This is a genomic window from Pseudomonas persica, assembly GCF_900291015.1.
Classification (GTDB): domain Bacteria; phylum Pseudomonadota; class Gammaproteobacteria; order Pseudomonadales; family Pseudomonadaceae; genus Aquipseudomonas.
The window spans coordinates 172,390-187,508 of record NZ_OLKL01000018.1; the positions used below are offsets into that span (position 1 = coordinate 172,390).

Consider the following 15,119-nt stretch of genomic DNA (forward strand, 5'->3'; position numbering starts at 1 on the left):
AATCTCCGAGATGCATGGCATCAGAAACATTCGTTGGATTGATCTTATGCCCGGGTTGAGACTGAGGCCATCAACACGGAGGGCTTCACGATGAAAGGCCATGTCAGCAGCATCCAGCAACCTGCCTTTTCCCTGAACCACCTGTGGCATGCAGCCCTGCAGCGTCCCGTTCGCTGGCTGCAGCTGTATCGCCAGCGCCAGGAACTGGCCAGCCTCAGTGACGCAACCTTGCACGACCTGGGGTTGAGTCGGGCGGATATCCAGCAAGAGGCCGAGCGGCATTTCTGGGATGACCCGCTGAGGAAGTAAGTTGGGCGCCAAGGTGCCTGGCTGGAGATTTTCAGCGCCTGTGGGATCGAGCGCCGCCCGCGCGGCGCATCGCGAGCAGCGCTCGCTCCTACGTTTGTTTCGGGCCAGTCATGCCTGTGGCAGGCGCGCGCGACCGTTTTGTCTGTACGACGCGATATCGTGCCGTACACCAAAACGTACGCGCGCAAATCCCCCAGGACTCACTGGCCCGAAACAAACGTAGGAGCGAGCGCAGCTCGCGATGCGCCGCGCGGGCGGCGCTCGATCCCACAGGCACCCTAAACTCCAAGCCATGCACCAGCCAGCCTCAGCGCCGTACCTGCTTGAGGGTTTCGGCAATCAGGAACGCCAGCTCCAGCGACTGGTCGGCATTCATTCGCGGGTCGCAGTGGGTGTGATAGCGGTCGGACAGCGCATCCTCGGTGATCGGCCGGGCGCCGCCGATGCATTCGGTGACGTTCTGCCCGGTCATCTCGATATGGATGCCGCCGGCATGGCTGCCCTCGGCCTGGTGCACCTGGAAGAACTGCTTCACCTCATCCAGGATCTGCGCAAAATCGCGGGTCTTGTAGCCGCTGCTGGCCTTGATGGTGTTGCCGTGCATCGGGTCGGAACTCCATAGCACCTTGCGCCCTTCGCGCTCGACGGTGCGGATCAGCCCCGGCAGGTGGTCGCCGACCTTGCCGGCACCCATGCGCACGATCAGGTTCAGGCGCCCGGGGTCGTTGGCCGGGTTCAGCGTGTCGATCAGGCGAATCAGCTCTTCGGGGTTCATGCTCGGGCCAACCTTGACCCCGATCGGGTTGTGCACGCCGCGCAGGAACTCTACATGGGCACCGTCCAGCTGGCGGGTGCGGTCGCCGATCCACAGCATGTGCGCCGAGCAGTCGTAGTAGTCGCCGGTCAGGCTGTCCTGACGCACGAAGGCTTCTTCATAGTTCAGCAGCAGCGCTTCGTGGGCGGTGAAGAAGCTGGTTTCGCGTAACTGCGGCGCGCTGTCCAGGCCGCAGGCGCGCATGAATGCCAGGGTTTCGTCGATGCGGTTGGCCAGCTGGTGGTACTTGTCGGCCAGCGCCGAGTTGGCGATGAAGTCCAGGTTCCACTTGTGCACCTGGTGCAGGTCGGCAAACCCGCCCTGGGCGAAGGCGCGCAGCAGGTTGAGGCTGGCGGTGGCCTGGTGGTAGGCCTGCAGCAGGCGCTCCGGGTCGGGGATGCGGCTTTTCGCGTCGAAGCCGATGCCGTTGACAATGTCGCCACGGTAGGCGGGCAGCGTGATGTCGCCGATGGTTTCATCGCCCGATGAGCGCGGCTTGGCGAACTGCCCGGCCATGCGCCCGACCTTGACCACCGGGCAACCGGCGGCGAAGGTCATGACGATGGCCATTTGCAGCAGCACCTTGAAGGTGTCGCGGATTTTCGCCGCCGAGAACTCGGCGAAGCTCTCGGCGCAGTCGCCTCCCTGCAGCAGGAAGGCGCGGCCTTCGGTGACCTCGGCGAACTGCCGGCGCAGCTCGCGCGCCTCGCCCGCGAACACCAGCGGCGGGTAGCTGGCCAGGATCTGTTCGACCTTCAGCAGGTGCGCGGCATCGGGGTAGGTCGGTTGCTGCTGGATCGGCAGGGCGCGCCAGCTGTCGGGGCTCCACGGTTGGTTCATCTCGGGCTCGGTCTTGTCGGTTGTAGGCTATGGGCCATGGTAACAGTTGGCGCTGCGCTTGTTGCATCGAGGGTGTTGACGGACAATGCGGGTTTTTGCGCGGGTGGGTGGTGAACATGGCGGCGGAACGGGAAGAGCGGCTACTGGCACGGGTGGAGGATGCCTTTGGCGTCATCAGCGTGTATGAAGTCGACGACTACCGCTTTCTGGAATTCGGCGATGCGATCGAGCAGAGCTGCGTGTTCACGGCCGACCCCAGCTGGCTGGAGTACGACTACACCCGCGCCATGCTGGTGGGGGCGCTGTGCCACGAGCAGCCAGAGAGCGCGCTGTTTCTCGGTCTGGGGGCCGGCACCCTGACCCAGGCCTGCATGAAGTTCCTGCCGCTGGACGACATCGAGGCCATCGAGCTGCGCCCGGATGTGCCGCGCTTGGCCATGGAATACCTGGGCCTGGACGACGACCCGCGGCTATATGTCCGCATTGGCGATGCCCTGGAGCTGTTGCCCACGGCGGAGAAGGCCGACCTGCTGTTCGTCGACCTGTACACCGACCACGGGCCGGGGGTGGGCCACCTGGCGTGGAACTTCCTGGAGAACTGCCAGCAGCAGCTGAACCCGGGTGGTTGGCTGGTGATCAACCAGTGGGCCACCGATGACGGCAAACCGCTGGGCGCGGCGTTGCTGCGCGGGTTGTACCACCGGCATTACTGGGAGCTACCGGTGAAGGAGGGCAATGTGATCCTGCTGGTGCCGGCGGATCTGGAGCAAAGCCTGGACCTGGATGGGCTAAGGGCCCGGGCCGCGGCGCTGGCGCCGCGGTTGGGGTATAGCCTTGAAGGGTTGATACGCGAGATTCGACCGGCTACCTGATGAGTCTGTGTTGAGGCTGCTGGCCCTATCGCCGGCAAGCCAGCTCCCACAGGGACCTCACTGGCTTCAGATTTATGTAATCCTGCAGGAGTACAGTGCTCTCAACCCTGAGGCTATCCCTGTGGGAGCTGGCTTGCCGGCGATAGGGCCGGTACAGGTCCTAAAGAATTATCGATTCAGCTCTTGGTGCTTGATGGCTCGATACTGGCCCCGCACCCTGAAAATATTCCTCACGTACCTGCACTATTTCGGGTATAGTACGCGCCGGTCTTTTAGCGGACCGCAAAATCAGGTGGTGCAAACCCTCCGAGTCCAGCTTCGGCTGCACGTCCGCTAGGCGGACCTTCCCACGTTTTCTTTTTCAATCGTTTTCGCAAATCCCCGCCGCCAAAGCTGCCTGGGTGACCTGTCGGTCTTTCATGGCTTGTGCAGCTTTGGAGCATGGGTCTTTGCGGATGCACCTAGAGGCAGACCCATGACCCAGGAAACCGGCGGCTTCGCCGCTCTCGATCTCAATCCGAATATTGTTGCTGCCGTTCTGGCAACCGGCTACGAAGAGCCGTCCGCCATTCAGCAACAATCTATCCCGATCATCCTCGCCGGTCATGACATGATCGGCCAGGCGCAGACTGGCACCGGCAAGACCGCTGCCTTCGCCCTGCCGATCCTCAACAAGATCGATGTGAGCAAGCGCGAACCGCAAGCCCTGATCCTGGCGCCAACTCGTGAGTTGGCGCTGCAAGTTGCTACCGCTTTCGAAACCTACGCCAAGCAGATGCCGGGCGTGAACGTGGTCGCCGTCTACGGTGGTGCCCCGATGGGCCCACAGCTGCGTGCGATCCGCAATGGCGCGCAAATCGTCGTGGCCACCCCGGGCCGTCTGTGCGACCACCTGCGTCGTGACGAAAAAGTTCTGTCGACCGTGCAGTACCTGGTACTGGACGAAGCCGACGAGATGCTCAAGCTGGGCTTCATGGACGACCTCGAAGTGATCTTCGATGCCATCCCGGCCAGCCGCCAGACTGTGCTGTTCTCCGCCACCCTGCCGTCGTCGATCCGCTCGATCGCCGAACGCCACCTGCGCGAGCCCAAGCACGTCAAGATCCAGAGCAAGACCCAGACCGTTACCGCGATCGAGCAGGCCCATTTGATGGTCCACGCCGACCAGAAGATCCCGGCTGTGCTGCGTCTGCTGGAAGTGGAAGAGTTCGACGCGCTGATCGCCTTCGTGCGTACCAAGCAAGCCACCCTGGACCTGGCCGCCGCGCTGGAAGCCAAAGGCTACAAGGCTGCTGCGCTGAACGGCGACATCGCCCAGAACCAGCGTGAGCGTGTGATCGACTCGCTCAAGGATGGCCGCCTGGACATCGTTGTCGCTACCGACGTCGCTGCCCGTGGCCTGGACGTACCGCGCATCACTCACGTGTTCAACGTCGACATGCCGTACGACCCGGAATCCTACGTGCACCGTATCGGCCGTACCGGCCGTGCCGGTCGCGATGGCCGTGCACTGCTGCTGGTCACCCCTCGTGAGCGCCGCATGCTGCAGGTGATCGAGCGCGTAACCGGGCAGAAAGTTGCCGAAGCCCGCCTGCCGAATGCCCAGGCTGTGCTGGATGCCCGTATCAAGAAGCTGACCTCGAGCCTGGCGCCGCTGGTAGCCGAAGCAGAAGCCACCCACGGCGAGTTGTTCGACCGCCTGACCACCGACCTGGGTTGCAGCGCACGTGCTCTGGCTGCCGCCCTGCTGCGCAAGGCCACCAATGGCCAGGCGCTGGACCTGGCCGCGGTAGAGCGTGAGCAGCCGCTGGTGCCGAGCTTCGCTCCGCGTGGTGAGCGTACCGAGCGTGCTGAGCGTGGCGAGCGCCCAGAGCGTGGTGACCGCGAGCGCCGTGCGCCGATACCGCTGGCCGAAGGCCGCGTGCGTTGCCGTACTGCCCTGGGTGCCCGTGACGGCATCGCTGCCAAGAACCTGCTGGGCGCGATCCTCAACGAAGGCGGCCTGGCCCGTGACGCCATCGGCCGCATCCAGGTGCGTGACAGCTTCAGCCTGGTAGAGTTGCCGGAAGATGGCCTGGAGAAGCTGCTGTCCAAGCTCAAGGACACCCGCGTGGCTGGCAAGCAGCTGAAGCTGCGTCGCTACCGCGAGGATTGATCCTGGCGCAATGAAAAAATCCCCGGCATTGGCTGGGGATTTTTTTGCCTGTGCTGTACCTGTGGGAGCGGGTTCACCCGCGAAAAGGCCCTTCAGCCGAACCGATAGATGTCCATCCCCAACGCCCCCAAGGTGAACCCTTGGTGCACCACTGCAAACTCGCCCCCAGCCCCAAGGGCAAAGAACAACGGCAGCAAATGCTCATCACTGGGATGGTTGCGCAGCGCAAACGGCGCCTGCTGCCGATAACCCAGCAACGCTTCCTGATCATCCGCCCGAAGCTTTTCCACCACCCAATCCCTGAACGCCAGCGCCCAAGGCTCGATCACCTCCGGCCCGGCATGCCAGTCCAGTTCGCCCAGGTTATGGGTAATGCTGCCCGAGCCAATCAGCAGCACGCCCTGGTCGCGCAAACCCGTCAGCGCCTGGCCCACCTTGACCTGCAGCGCCGGCCCCAGGTGGCTGGGCAGTGAAACTTGCACCACCGGAATACTCGCATCCGGGTACATCAGCGATAGCGGCACCCAGGCGCCGTGGTCGAACGGCCGCTGTACGTCCAGCCGGGCTGGCAGCCCCGCAGCCTGCAACCGTTCACTGACCTGGCCGGCAAGGGTAGGGGCCCCCGGCGCCGGGTACTGCAGCGCATACAAAGCAGGTGGGAAGCCATAGAAGTCATGCCAGGTCTCTGGCTGTGCGCTACCGGTGACCAGCAGCTCGCGGCTTTCCCAGTGCGCCGACACCAGCACGATCGCTTTCGGCCGGGGCAGGGCGTTGGCCAGCCCGGCCAGCGCCGGCCCGCTGGCGCCGGGTTGCAGGGCAAGCATGGGGGAACCATGGGAAATGAACAGGCTGGGCAGCATGGCGGGGTCCTGGCGGTTAAGATGCAATCATCTTCGACCAACTACAGATCGAAATCCAAACCAGTTTTTACCGACAAACCATCTAAAAATCGGGAGTGATCATGGAGTCAGCGTTCTGGCAGCAGCGGTGGGCCGACAACCAGATCGGCTTTCACCAGGCGCAGGTGAACCCCTATCTGCAGAAGTATTGGCCAACGCTTGGCCTGACGCCGGGCAGCCGCGTGCTGGTGCCGCTGTGCGGCAAGAGCCTGGACCTGGCCTGGTTGGCCGGGCAGGGGTACCGCGTGTTGGGTGTAGAGCTGTCGCGGCGGGCGGTGGAGGACTTCTTCCGCGAGCATGGGCTTGAAGCTGAGGTGCAACAGCGCGGGGCTTTCGAGGTTTGGCGCAGTGGTGACGTGGAGCTCTGGTGCGGCGATTTCTTTGCCTTGCAGCCGGAGGATATTGGCGACTGCGTGGGGTTGTATGACCGGGCTGCAGTCATCGCGTTGCCGCCACAGATGCGTGCGCGTTACCTGCAACGATTGCCCGCCTTGCTGCCGGCGAGTTGCCAGGGGCTGGTAGTGACCCTGGATTATGACCAAGCGCTGCTGGACGGGCCGCCGTTTTCGGTAGGGGATGAAGAGCTGCGCCTGGGATTTGCCGGGTGGCAGGTGGATGAGCTGGAGGTGGTGCAGGTGATTGGCGAGAGCCCGAAGTTTGTGCAGGCCGGGGCGTCCAGCCTGTTGGAGCGGGTGTACCGGGTTAGCCGTTGACTGGTGTGTAGCCTGTGCCGGCCCTTTCGCGGGTGAACCCGCTCCCACGGATACCCCGCAGCTTTCACGGTTTGTGGCGGGCCTGTGGGAGCGGGTTTACCGGCGAAGAGGCCGGCACAGGCAGACACAAAAAAGGGCGACCGAAGTCGCCCTTTGTTTTTGCCGGTGTGGATCAACCGCGACGGCGCAGGGCCTCGATACGGTCTTCCAGCGGCGGGTGGCTCATCAGCAGCCCGGCCAGGCCGTGCTTGAGGCCACCATTGATACCGAACGCCTTCATGGTGTCGGGCATGTGTACCGGCAGGCCTTGCTCCACGCGCAGGCGCTGCAGGGCACCGATCATCGCTGCGGTACCGGCCAGCTGTGCACCGGCTTCGTCGGCACGATATTCGCGACGCCGCGAGAACCACATCACGATCATGCTGGCCAGGATGCCCAGGATCAGCTCGGCCACGATGGTCGCCACGTAGTAGGCAATGCCCTGGCCTTCTTCGTTCTTGAAGATCACTTTGTCGACGAAGTTGCCGATGATGCGCGCGAAGAACATCACGAAGGTGTTCACCACGCCCTGTACCAGTGCCAGGGTGACCATGTCGCCGTTGGCTACGTGGCCGATCTCGTGGGCCAGCACTGCGCGCACTTCATCGGGCGAGAAACGCTCCAGCAGGCCCTGGGACACGGCCACCAGCGCGTCGTTGCGGTTCCAGCCGGTGGCGAAAGCGTTGGCCTCGTACGCCGGGAAGATACCCACCTCGGGCATCTTGATGCCCGCTTCACGGGACAGCTCTTCGACCGTTTGCAGCAGCCACTGCTCGTGACGGGTGCGCGGCTGGCTGATGATCTGGGTGCCGGTGGTCATCTTCGCCATCCACTTGGAGATGAACAGCGAGATGAGGGAGCCGGCAAAGCCGAACACGGCGCAGAACACCAGCAGGCTGCTGAGGTTCAGGTCGACCCCGTTGGCGGCCATGAACCCGTTGAAACCGAACAGGCTCAGGGTAATGCTTGCAACCAGCACCACCGCGAGGTTGGTGGCTACAAACAACAGAATGCGCATCATGGTTGTTACGTTCTCCTGACGGATGAGTTGTCGCTTACTGCGGGGTATATAAGGTGCCGGTCGTGCCGATTCAATCGGGCGACTATTTCAAACTGTGTACGGCGGAGTATGGCAGAGGATGGCGCGCGGGCTGTGGGATAGAGCGTTGCAGGATGTAAGAAACATTCCGTGGGGATTTTGGTGTCGCGGCGCGGCCATCGCCGGCAAACCAGCTCCCACAGGAAGCCCACAATCTTCAGGCCTGTGCTGATCATGTGGGAGCTGGCTTGCCGGCGATGAGGCCGCTACTTACTGCGAATAACCCTTCAGGAAATTCCCGATCCGGCCTATCGCCGCTTCCAGGTCATCCACCCGTGGCAAGGTCACCACGCGGAAGTGGTCCGGCCACGGCCAGTTGAACGCTGTGCCCTGAACGATCAGCAGCTTCTCCGACAGCAGCAGGTCGAGTACGAACTTCTCGTCGTTGTGAATCGGGCAAACCTTCGGGTCGATCTTCGGGAACGCATACAGCGCACCCATCGGCTTCACGCAGCTCACGCCCGGAATGTCGTTCAGCAACTCGTAGGTGCGGTTGCGCTGCTCCAGCAGGCGGCCCGGTGGCAGCACCAGGTCGTTGATGCTCTGGTAGCCGCCCAGCGCGGTCTGGATGGCATGCTGGGCCGGCACGTTGGCGCACAGGCGCATGTTGGCCAGCATGTCGATGCCTTCAATGTAGCTTTGCGCGTGGTGCTTGGGCCCGGAGATGATCAGCCAGCCGGAGCGGAAGCCCGCCACCCGGTACGACTTGGACAGGCCGTTGAAGGTCAGGCACAGCAGGTCGGGTGCCAGCGAGGCGGTGCTGATGTGCACGGCTTCGTCGTACAGGATCTTGTCGTAGATCTCGTCGGAGAACACCACCAGGTTGTGCTGGCGGGCCAGCTCCAGCATGCCCAGCAGCAGCTCTTTGGAGTACACCGCGCCGGTCGGGTTGTTCGGGTTGATGATCACCAGGGCCTTGGTGTTCGGGGTGATCTTGGCCTTGATGTCCTCAAGGTCGGGGAACCAGTCGGCCTGCTCGTCGCACAGGTAATGCACCGGCTTGCCGCCGGCCAGGCTCACGGCGGCGGTCCACAGCGGGTAGTCGGGGGCCGGGATCAGCACTTCGTCGCCGTTGTTGAGCAGCGCCTGCATCGACATGACGATCAGCTCGGACACACCGTTACCCAGGTAGATGTCCTCGATGGTGACGCCTTCGATTCCCTTCTGCTGGCAGTACTGCATCACTGCCTTGCGCGCACTGAACAGGCCCTTGGAGTCGCTGTAGCCCTGCGCGGTGGGCAGGTTGCGGATCACATCCTGGAGGATTTCGTCAGGCGCTTCGAAGCCAAACGGCGCCGGGTTGCCGATGTTCAGCTTGAGGATGCGGTGGCCTTCCTCTTCCAGGCGCTTGGCGTGCTTGAGCACTGGGCCGCGAATGTCGTAGCAGACATTGGCGAGCTTGTTCGATTTGCTGAACTGCATGATGGGATCCCGATTGAGAAAACGCGCTACGCCCCGCCGAAAGGTTTGAAAGGGCAGGAAGCGGGTGCCAGACTGAACGCCTGGCACACGAAGCCAACTAATATACGTGCCACCCGCGCCCCGGAAAAGACGGTGCGCAGTGAAATTCAGCCTGCCGAGGTCCCTACATGCAAAAGATCGAGAAAACCCTGGAACAATGGCGGTCGATGCTCGACCCCGAGCAGTACCAGGTATGCCGTCTCAAGGGCACCGAGCGGCCGTTCAGCGGCAAGTACAACAGCGAGCGCCGCGACGGCATCTACCACTGCATCTGCTGCGGCCTGCCACTGTTCGATGCGCAGACCAAGTTCGATTCCGGCTGCGGCTGGCCGAGCTTCTACGCACCCATCGAGGCAAGCGCGATGATCGAAATCCGCGATACCTCCCACGGCATGATCCGCACCGAAGTCACCTGTGCCCGCTGCGATGCGCACCTGGGCCACGTGTTCCCTGACGGCCCGCCACCGACCGGCCTGCGCTACTGCATCAACTCGGTGTGCATCGACCTGCGCCCGCGCGACTGACCGGAGCCCGACCATGGCTGGATCGATACTGGACATCCCCTGCGTGACCCTGGGCGGCGAGCACAAGAAGCTCGGCGACTTCTCCGGCAAGGCGCTGCTGGTGGTCAATACCGCCAGCCAGTGCGGCTTTACCCCACAGTACAAGGGCCTGGAGCAACTGTGGCAGGCCTACCGCGCGCGTGGCCTGGTGGTGCTGGGCTTCCCCTGCAACCAGTTTGGCAAGCAGGAACCGGGCGATGCGCGGGAAATTGCCCAGTTCTGCGAGCGCAATTTTGGCGTGAGCTTCCCGCTGTTTCGCAAGGTCGAGGTCAACGGCCCCGGCAGCCACCCGCTGTTCGTCGAACTCAAGCAGCGCGCCCCGGGCATTCTCGGCAGCCAGAAGATCAAGTGGAACTTCACCAAGTTCCTGGTCGACCCGGCCACTGGCCAGGTAACGCGCTACGCCCCCACCACCAAGCCGCAGGCCCTGGAAGCGGACATCGAGCGCCTGCTCAGCCGTTGACCGGCACCCAGTGGTCCACCAGCGCCAGCAGCTCTTCGCGGCGGAACGGCTTGGCCAGGTAGTCGTTCATGCCCGCTGCCCGGCAGCGCTCGCGCTCCTCGGGCATGGCGTTGGCGGTGAGGGCGACAATCGGCAGGTTGGGCCAGCGGCCGCTCTGGCGGATGCGCCGGCTGGCCTCGTAGCCGTCCATCACCGGCATGTTGCAGTCCATCAGCACCAGGTCGAATTCGTCCTGTTCCAGTAGTTCCAGGGCCTCGGCGCCCTGGGTGGCCAGCTGAACCTGGCAACCGAGCTTGGCCAGCATGCCCTTGGCCACCAGCTGGTTCACCGGGTTGTCCTCCACCAGCAGGATACGCGCGCGGCCTTGTTCCAGGGTAATGACCGGGGTGGCCAGCGGGTGTTCGGGCTCATGGCCTTGCAAGGTGCGGCGCAAGGTCTGGTACAGGGCGTTGCGCGCCAGCGGTCGGGCCAGTTGGTGCAGGGGGGCGAGGGCGATCGACTGTTCGCTGGGCAGGAAATTGCCATAGGCGGTCACCAGCAAAATCGGTGTTTTCAGTGTCGGGCGCAGTTCGAACAGCTGCTCCAGGCTGTCGGTGATCAACAGGTCGATGGCCGTGGCGTCCAGCCCCGCGCTGCTGTCATGGTGCTGGTAGGCAAGGCCCCAGGCGGGCAGCAGGTCCTGCAACAGTTCGTCGAGCCCGCTGCCGGCCGCGCTCAGTGCCGCCACGCGCCCGTGCAACGGCGCCGGCGCGATGGCTTCGGTGTGCACGGCCAGCGGCAGCTCGGCGCTGAAGTGGCTGCCGAAGCCCGGGTCGGACTTGATATGCAGGTGGCCGTGCATGGCCTTGCACAGGTTGCGCGTCAGCGCCAGGCCCAGGCCGGTGCCGCCGTACTGGCGGGTGATGCCGGCACCGGCCTGGGTGAATGGCTGGAAGATCCGGGCCTGGGCTTCTTCGGGGATGCCGATGCCGGTATCGCGCACTTCCAGGCGCACACCGCCGACAATGGTCGCCAGGCGCACATCCACGCGGCCGAAACGGGTGAACTTGAGGGCGTTGGATAGCAGGTTGCTGACGATCTGCCGTACCCGCGTGGGGTCGCCGAGCACACTGCTGGGGAAGTCGCGGGCGATCAGGCAGGTCAGCTCCACGCTTTGCGCGGTGTTCTGCGACAGCAGGTTGGCGGTGTCCTCGACCATCGAGCCCATGTCGAACGGAATGCGCTCCAGCTCCAGTTGGCCGGCATCGAACTTGGACAGGTCGAGAATATCGTTGAGCAACTCCACCAGCACCTTGCCCGAGTCATGGGCAATCGCCAACTGCTGGCGTTGCTCGCTGGGCAGTGCGCTGTCCAGGGCAAGGGCGATCATGCCGAGCATACCGTTGAGCGGGGTGCGGATCTCGTGGCTCATGTTGGCGAGGAAGGCGGCGCGCGCCTGGGCCATGTCCAGCGCCCGGCGGCGGGCTTCTTCCAGCTCCTGGTTGGACAGGCTCAGGCTACTGTTGCTGGCCTTGAGCTCGTTGGTGCGTGCCGAGACGATATCTTCCAGCTCGTTGAGGTATTGGGTCAGGCGGTTTTCTGCGGTGCGCCGCTGCTCGATCTCGGTGGCCATGCTGACGAACTGCTGGTTGGCGACCTTCACCAGCACGCCGATCTCGTCGTTTTCGTGGCCGTGCGGGCAAGCCAGGCGGGTTTGCCGGGGCTTGCGCGGGTCGCTGCCGCTGAGCGCGCCGATCACCGTCACCAGTGGTTTGGTCAGCATCATGTAGAACAGCGCCAGGAGGATGCCGGTCAGCACCAGGCTGCGGGCGAAGCCGTTGAGCAGGGTGACCCCGGCACGGTCGAGAAAGCGGCTGCCGAAGGAGAAGGTGTCCACCTCCAGGTACAAGGTGCCGAGGTCTTCCTCGGGCATGTGGGTCAGGTACAGGCGTTCCTTGAACTGGCGCTGCTCGCCGAACAGGAAGTCGCTGAGTGGCCGGTAGCGGTCCTGCAGGCGCGGCCGTTCGACGTCGGCCAGCACTGTTTCGTGATTGTCGATCAGTCGTGCGCGGATGATCGCCGGTGATTGCAGCAGGCCACGGGTCAGCTCCAGGGCCAGCTCCGCGTCGATGTTGTAGGCAATGCGCGAGGCGGGGTTGTGGCTGATTTGCAGCAAGGCGCGCATTTCGCGGTTGATGGACGCGTCTTCGCTGGCATAATCGATGCCGATCTGGATGAGACTGAGCAATGTTCCCAGGATGAAGCCGACCAGGACTGTCAACCGGGCTTGCTTGTATGACAGGCGATTGGTGAACTTGATATCCATGAGTCCCGAGCCGGTTTCACGTTCCATGCGCTGCGCAAGCATAGCCGAATAGCCCCGGCTGCTGGTGGGGCTGTCACACATTCAGCCTTGATTGCTCAACTGCTTGTGCCGGCCTCTTCGCGGCTAAAGCCGCTCCCACCGGTAAACTACTGGTCTCAAGGGCAGTGATAACCCTGGGGGAGCGGGTTTACCCGCGAAGAGGCCGACACAAGCAGCCCCGAATCTGAATTTGTAGGAGCCCTGATGGACGCCCGCTTGATCGCTTTCCTCGACCGTGCCGAATCGGTACTGGCGCGCCTTGAACCCCTGTTGCCGGCCCCGCGTCCGAACATCGACTGGGCCACCACCCTGGCTGCCCGCTGGCAGCGCGATGGCCGCAGCGGCTACCTGCTGCCGTTGGAAGTCAGCCTGGACATCCGCCTCAGCGACCTGATTGGCGTCGACCAGCAGCGTGACCAGCTGGGCCGCAACACCCACCAGTTCCTCAACGGCATGCCGGCCAACCATGCATTGCTGTGGGGCTCGCGCGGTACCGGCAAGTCGTCGCTGGTCCGTGCCCTGCTGGCCGAGCACGCGAGCGCCGGCCTGCGCCTGATCGAAATCGAACGCGACCACCTGGCCGACCTGCCACGTGTAGTCGAGCAACTGCAGAAGCTGCCGCAGCGCTTTATCCTGTTCTGCGACGACCTTTCGTTCGAGGCCGGGGAGGGCGACTACCGGGTGCTCAAGAGCGTGCTCGACGGCTCGCTGGAGCAAGCACCGGACAATGTGCTGCTGTACGCTACCTCCAACCGCCGCCACCTGGTGCCGGAGAAGGAGAGCGACAACGAGAACTGGAAGCGGGTGGATGGCGAGCTGCACCCCAGCGAAGCGGTGGAAGACAAGATTGCCCTGTCCGACCGTTTTGGCCTGTGGCTGTCGTTCTACCCCTTTACCCAGGAGCACTTCCTGAATGTGGTCGAGCACTGGATCGGCCAGCTCGCGCAACCTGCCGGCCTGACCTGGCAGCGCAGCGAAGAACTCGACATCCTCGCCGTGCGCTGGGCCACCGGGCGCGGTAACCGTAATGGCCGTTGTGCCTATCAGTTCGCCCGTTACTGGGTCGGGCTGCAATTGCTGGAGCAAAAGTAAATGATCGACCTCAATGCCAGTGGCGCCGGCCTCGACGGCTACAACCTGCTGGCGGCGCAAGTGCAGGCGCTGTTCGCCGACGAGCGTGACTTCATCGCCAATGCCGCGCAGTTTTCGGCGTTCCTCTATAACCAGGTGGACGACCTGAACTGGGCGGGGTTCTATCTCAACCGCAACGAACAGCTGGTACTGGGCCCGTTCCAGGGCCAGGTGGCCTGCGTGCGCATCCCGTTCAGCAAGGGCGTGTGCGGGGCGGCAGCAGCCACCCGGCAGACCCAGCGGGTAGAGGACGTGCATGCGTTCCCGGGGCACATTGCCTGTGACAGCGCCTCGAACAGCGAGCTGGTGATCCCGCTGGTGAAGGAGGGCAGGTTGATTGGTGTGCTGGACCTGGACAGCCCGAAGCTGGCGCGGTTCAGCGAGGCGGATCAGGTGGGGCTGGAGCGGTTGGCGGCGATCTTTCTGGAGTTGACTGACTGCTGACGGGTGTGTCACCTGTGCCGGCCTCTTCGCGGCTAAAGCCGCTCCCACAGGGACCGCACCGCTCTCAGGCATGGTGCAATCCCTGTGGGAGCGGCTTTAGCCGCGAAGAGGCCGGCACAGGTTAACGCATCAGTCGTACATCACCTTCTTCTTCCAGGTCTCTTCCTCATCGGTCTTGAGCCCCTGAGTCAGTTCATTCTGCTCGTCCTCCGCCGGGGCCATGCGGTCCAGCACCTGGGCGTTGGCGCGGGCCAGCAGTTTTTCCAGGTAGGTCAGCTGCTCTTCATACACCTTTGGCTCCGGCTGTTTGCGCAGGTACTGCACGCCGCGCTCGAAGGCCAGGCGTGCCTGGCCCGGCTGGTTCTTCTGCAGGGCCTGCTGGCCGAGGTTGTTGAAGAACTCGATATGCAGCAGCACCAGGATATGGCGGATTTCCTTGATCCATTGCTTGGCCTCGGGCGTGGGCAGGAAACCTTCCTGGGCGGCGCGGGTCACCTGGTTGTGCAGCGCCTCCAGCAAGAAGCGCACATCCTTGGCCTTGATCTCGGTCTGGATCGGGTTGGGCGGGTTGTTTACCGGGATCTGCCCGCCCAGGGCAATCAGCCGCTCCAGTTCGGCGATGCGCGCCTTGAGTTCGGCGTTGTGCTTGTCCATCGCCAGTTGGCGCTGGTTCAGGTTGAGCTCCAGGCGGGTCAGTAGCAGCTTCAGCGCCGGGGTCATGAACTGGCCGGGGAAGGTCTCGGTGATTTCGCCACAGCGGCGCAGGCGGTCGGCCAGCTCGACCTTCATTCGGGCACGCTCGAGCTTGCCGTTCTCGACCACGTTGTTGAGGTAGCCGATCACGATCAGCAACGCGATACCCGCCACGATGAGCAGGGTGATCAGAAGTGGTGTCACCGTTAATGCCTCATTGAAGAAGAATTACACCCTTGAGTGTAGTGAGTTCGCCTGGGGACGAACAGCGGCTATATAC

Annotated in this window: 14 protein-coding genes; 8 read left to right on the top strand and 6 right to left on the bottom strand. The window is 63.6% G+C overall.

The window, feature by feature from the left end; all coding sequences use genetic code 11:
- Positions 1 to 90 precede the first annotated feature (90 nt).
- Positions 91 to 309 (top strand): DUF1127 domain-containing protein, encoded by a 219-nt coding sequence (locus tag FQ664_RS09645; protein ID WP_144171724.1) that lies wholly within the window; start codon positions 91 to 93, stop codon positions 307 to 309.
- Between the two features lie 307 nt (positions 310 to 616).
- Here FQ664_RS09645 and FQ664_RS09650 read toward each other — a convergent pair whose 3' ends face one another.
- On the bottom strand, positions 617 to 1,963 hold the full coding sequence (locus FQ664_RS09650; RefSeq protein ID WP_144171725.1) for a class II 3-deoxy-7-phosphoheptulonate synthase: 1,347 nt from the start codon (positions 1,961 to 1,963) through the stop codon (positions 617 to 619).
- A gap of 116 nt (positions 1,964 to 2,079) precedes the next feature.
- Between FQ664_RS09650 and FQ664_RS09655 the strand changes: the two genes are divergently transcribed.
- The gene (locus FQ664_RS09655) at positions 2,080 to 2,835 is read left to right on the top strand and encodes a spermidine synthase (RefSeq protein ID WP_144171726.1); all 756 of its coding nucleotides are present in this window, start codon (positions 2,080 to 2,082) and stop codon (positions 2,833 to 2,835) included.
- 475 nt (positions 2,836 to 3,310) lie between these two features.
- The gene (locus FQ664_RS09660) at positions 3,311 to 4,990 is read left to right on the top strand and encodes a DEAD/DEAH box helicase (RefSeq protein WP_144171727.1); all 1,680 of its coding nucleotides are present in this window, start codon (positions 3,311 to 3,313) and stop codon (positions 4,988 to 4,990) included.
- A 92-nt stretch (positions 4,991 to 5,082) separates the two neighbouring features.
- Here FQ664_RS09660 and FQ664_RS09665 read toward each other — a convergent pair whose 3' ends face one another.
- On the bottom strand, positions 5,083 to 5,850 hold the full coding sequence (locus FQ664_RS09665; RefSeq protein ID WP_144171728.1) for a DODA-type extradiol aromatic ring-opening family dioxygenase: 768 nt from the start codon (positions 5,848 to 5,850) through the stop codon (positions 5,083 to 5,085).
- 101 nt (positions 5,851 to 5,951) lie between these two features.
- On the opposite strand from FQ664_RS09665, the gene FQ664_RS09670 reads away from it, so the two are divergent.
- Positions 5,952 to 6,602 (top strand): thiopurine S-methyltransferase, encoded by a 651-nt coding sequence (locus FQ664_RS09670; protein WP_144171729.1) that lies wholly within the window; start codon positions 5,952 to 5,954, stop codon positions 6,600 to 6,602.
- Positions 6,603 to 6,774: 172 nt separating this feature from the next.
- Here FQ664_RS09670 and htpX read toward each other — a convergent pair whose 3' ends face one another.
- Entirely contained in the window at positions 6,775 to 7,662 is an 888-nt protein-coding gene (htpX, locus tag FQ664_RS09675; RefSeq protein ID WP_144171730.1) for a protease HtpX, read from the bottom strand.
- Between the two features lie 288 nt (positions 7,663 to 7,950).
- Complete coding sequence (locus tag FQ664_RS09680; protein ID WP_144171731.1) at positions 7,951 to 9,162, bottom strand: pyridoxal phosphate-dependent aminotransferase; 1,212 nt, start codon at positions 9,160 to 9,162, stop codon at positions 7,951 to 7,953.
- A 167-nt stretch (positions 9,163 to 9,329) separates the two neighbouring features.
- On the opposite strand from FQ664_RS09680, the gene msrB reads away from it, so the two are divergent.
- Entirely contained in the window at positions 9,330 to 9,725 is a 396-nt protein-coding gene (gene msrB, locus FQ664_RS09685; RefSeq protein ID WP_144171732.1) for a peptide-methionine (R)-S-oxide reductase MsrB, read from the top strand.
- A 13-nt stretch (positions 9,726 to 9,738) separates the two neighbouring features.
- On the top strand, positions 9,739 to 10,227 hold the full coding sequence (locus FQ664_RS09690) for a glutathione peroxidase (protein WP_144171733.1): 489 nt from the start codon (positions 9,739 to 9,741) through the stop codon (positions 10,225 to 10,227).
- Here FQ664_RS09690 and FQ664_RS09695 read toward each other — a convergent pair.
- Entirely contained in the window at positions 10,217 to 12,574 is a 2,358-nt protein-coding gene (locus FQ664_RS09695) for a hybrid sensor histidine kinase/response regulator (protein WP_144171734.1), read from the bottom strand. The two genes, FQ664_RS09690 and FQ664_RS09695, sit on opposite strands and share 11 nt — an antisense overlap.
- A 201-nt stretch (positions 12,575 to 12,775) precedes the next feature.
- Here FQ664_RS09695 and FQ664_RS09700 point away from each other — a divergent pair, with 201 nt between their 5' ends.
- A complete protein-coding gene (locus FQ664_RS09700) occupies positions 12,776 to 13,663 on the top strand; it encodes an ATP-binding protein (RefSeq protein ID WP_144171735.1) in 888 nt (295 codons plus the stop codon).
- Positions 13,664 to 14,146: a GAF domain-containing protein gene (locus tag FQ664_RS09705; protein WP_144171736.1), complete on the top strand. Its 483-nt coding sequence runs from the start codon at positions 13,664 to 13,666 to the stop codon at positions 14,144 to 14,146.
- Between the two features lie 129 nt (positions 14,147 to 14,275).
- Here FQ664_RS09705 and FQ664_RS09710 read toward each other — a convergent pair whose 3' ends face one another.
- Complete coding sequence (locus FQ664_RS09710; protein WP_144171737.1) at positions 14,276 to 15,043, bottom strand: hypothetical protein; 768 nt, start codon at positions 15,041 to 15,043, stop codon at positions 14,276 to 14,278.
- Positions 15,044 to 15,119: the final 76 nt, after the last annotated feature.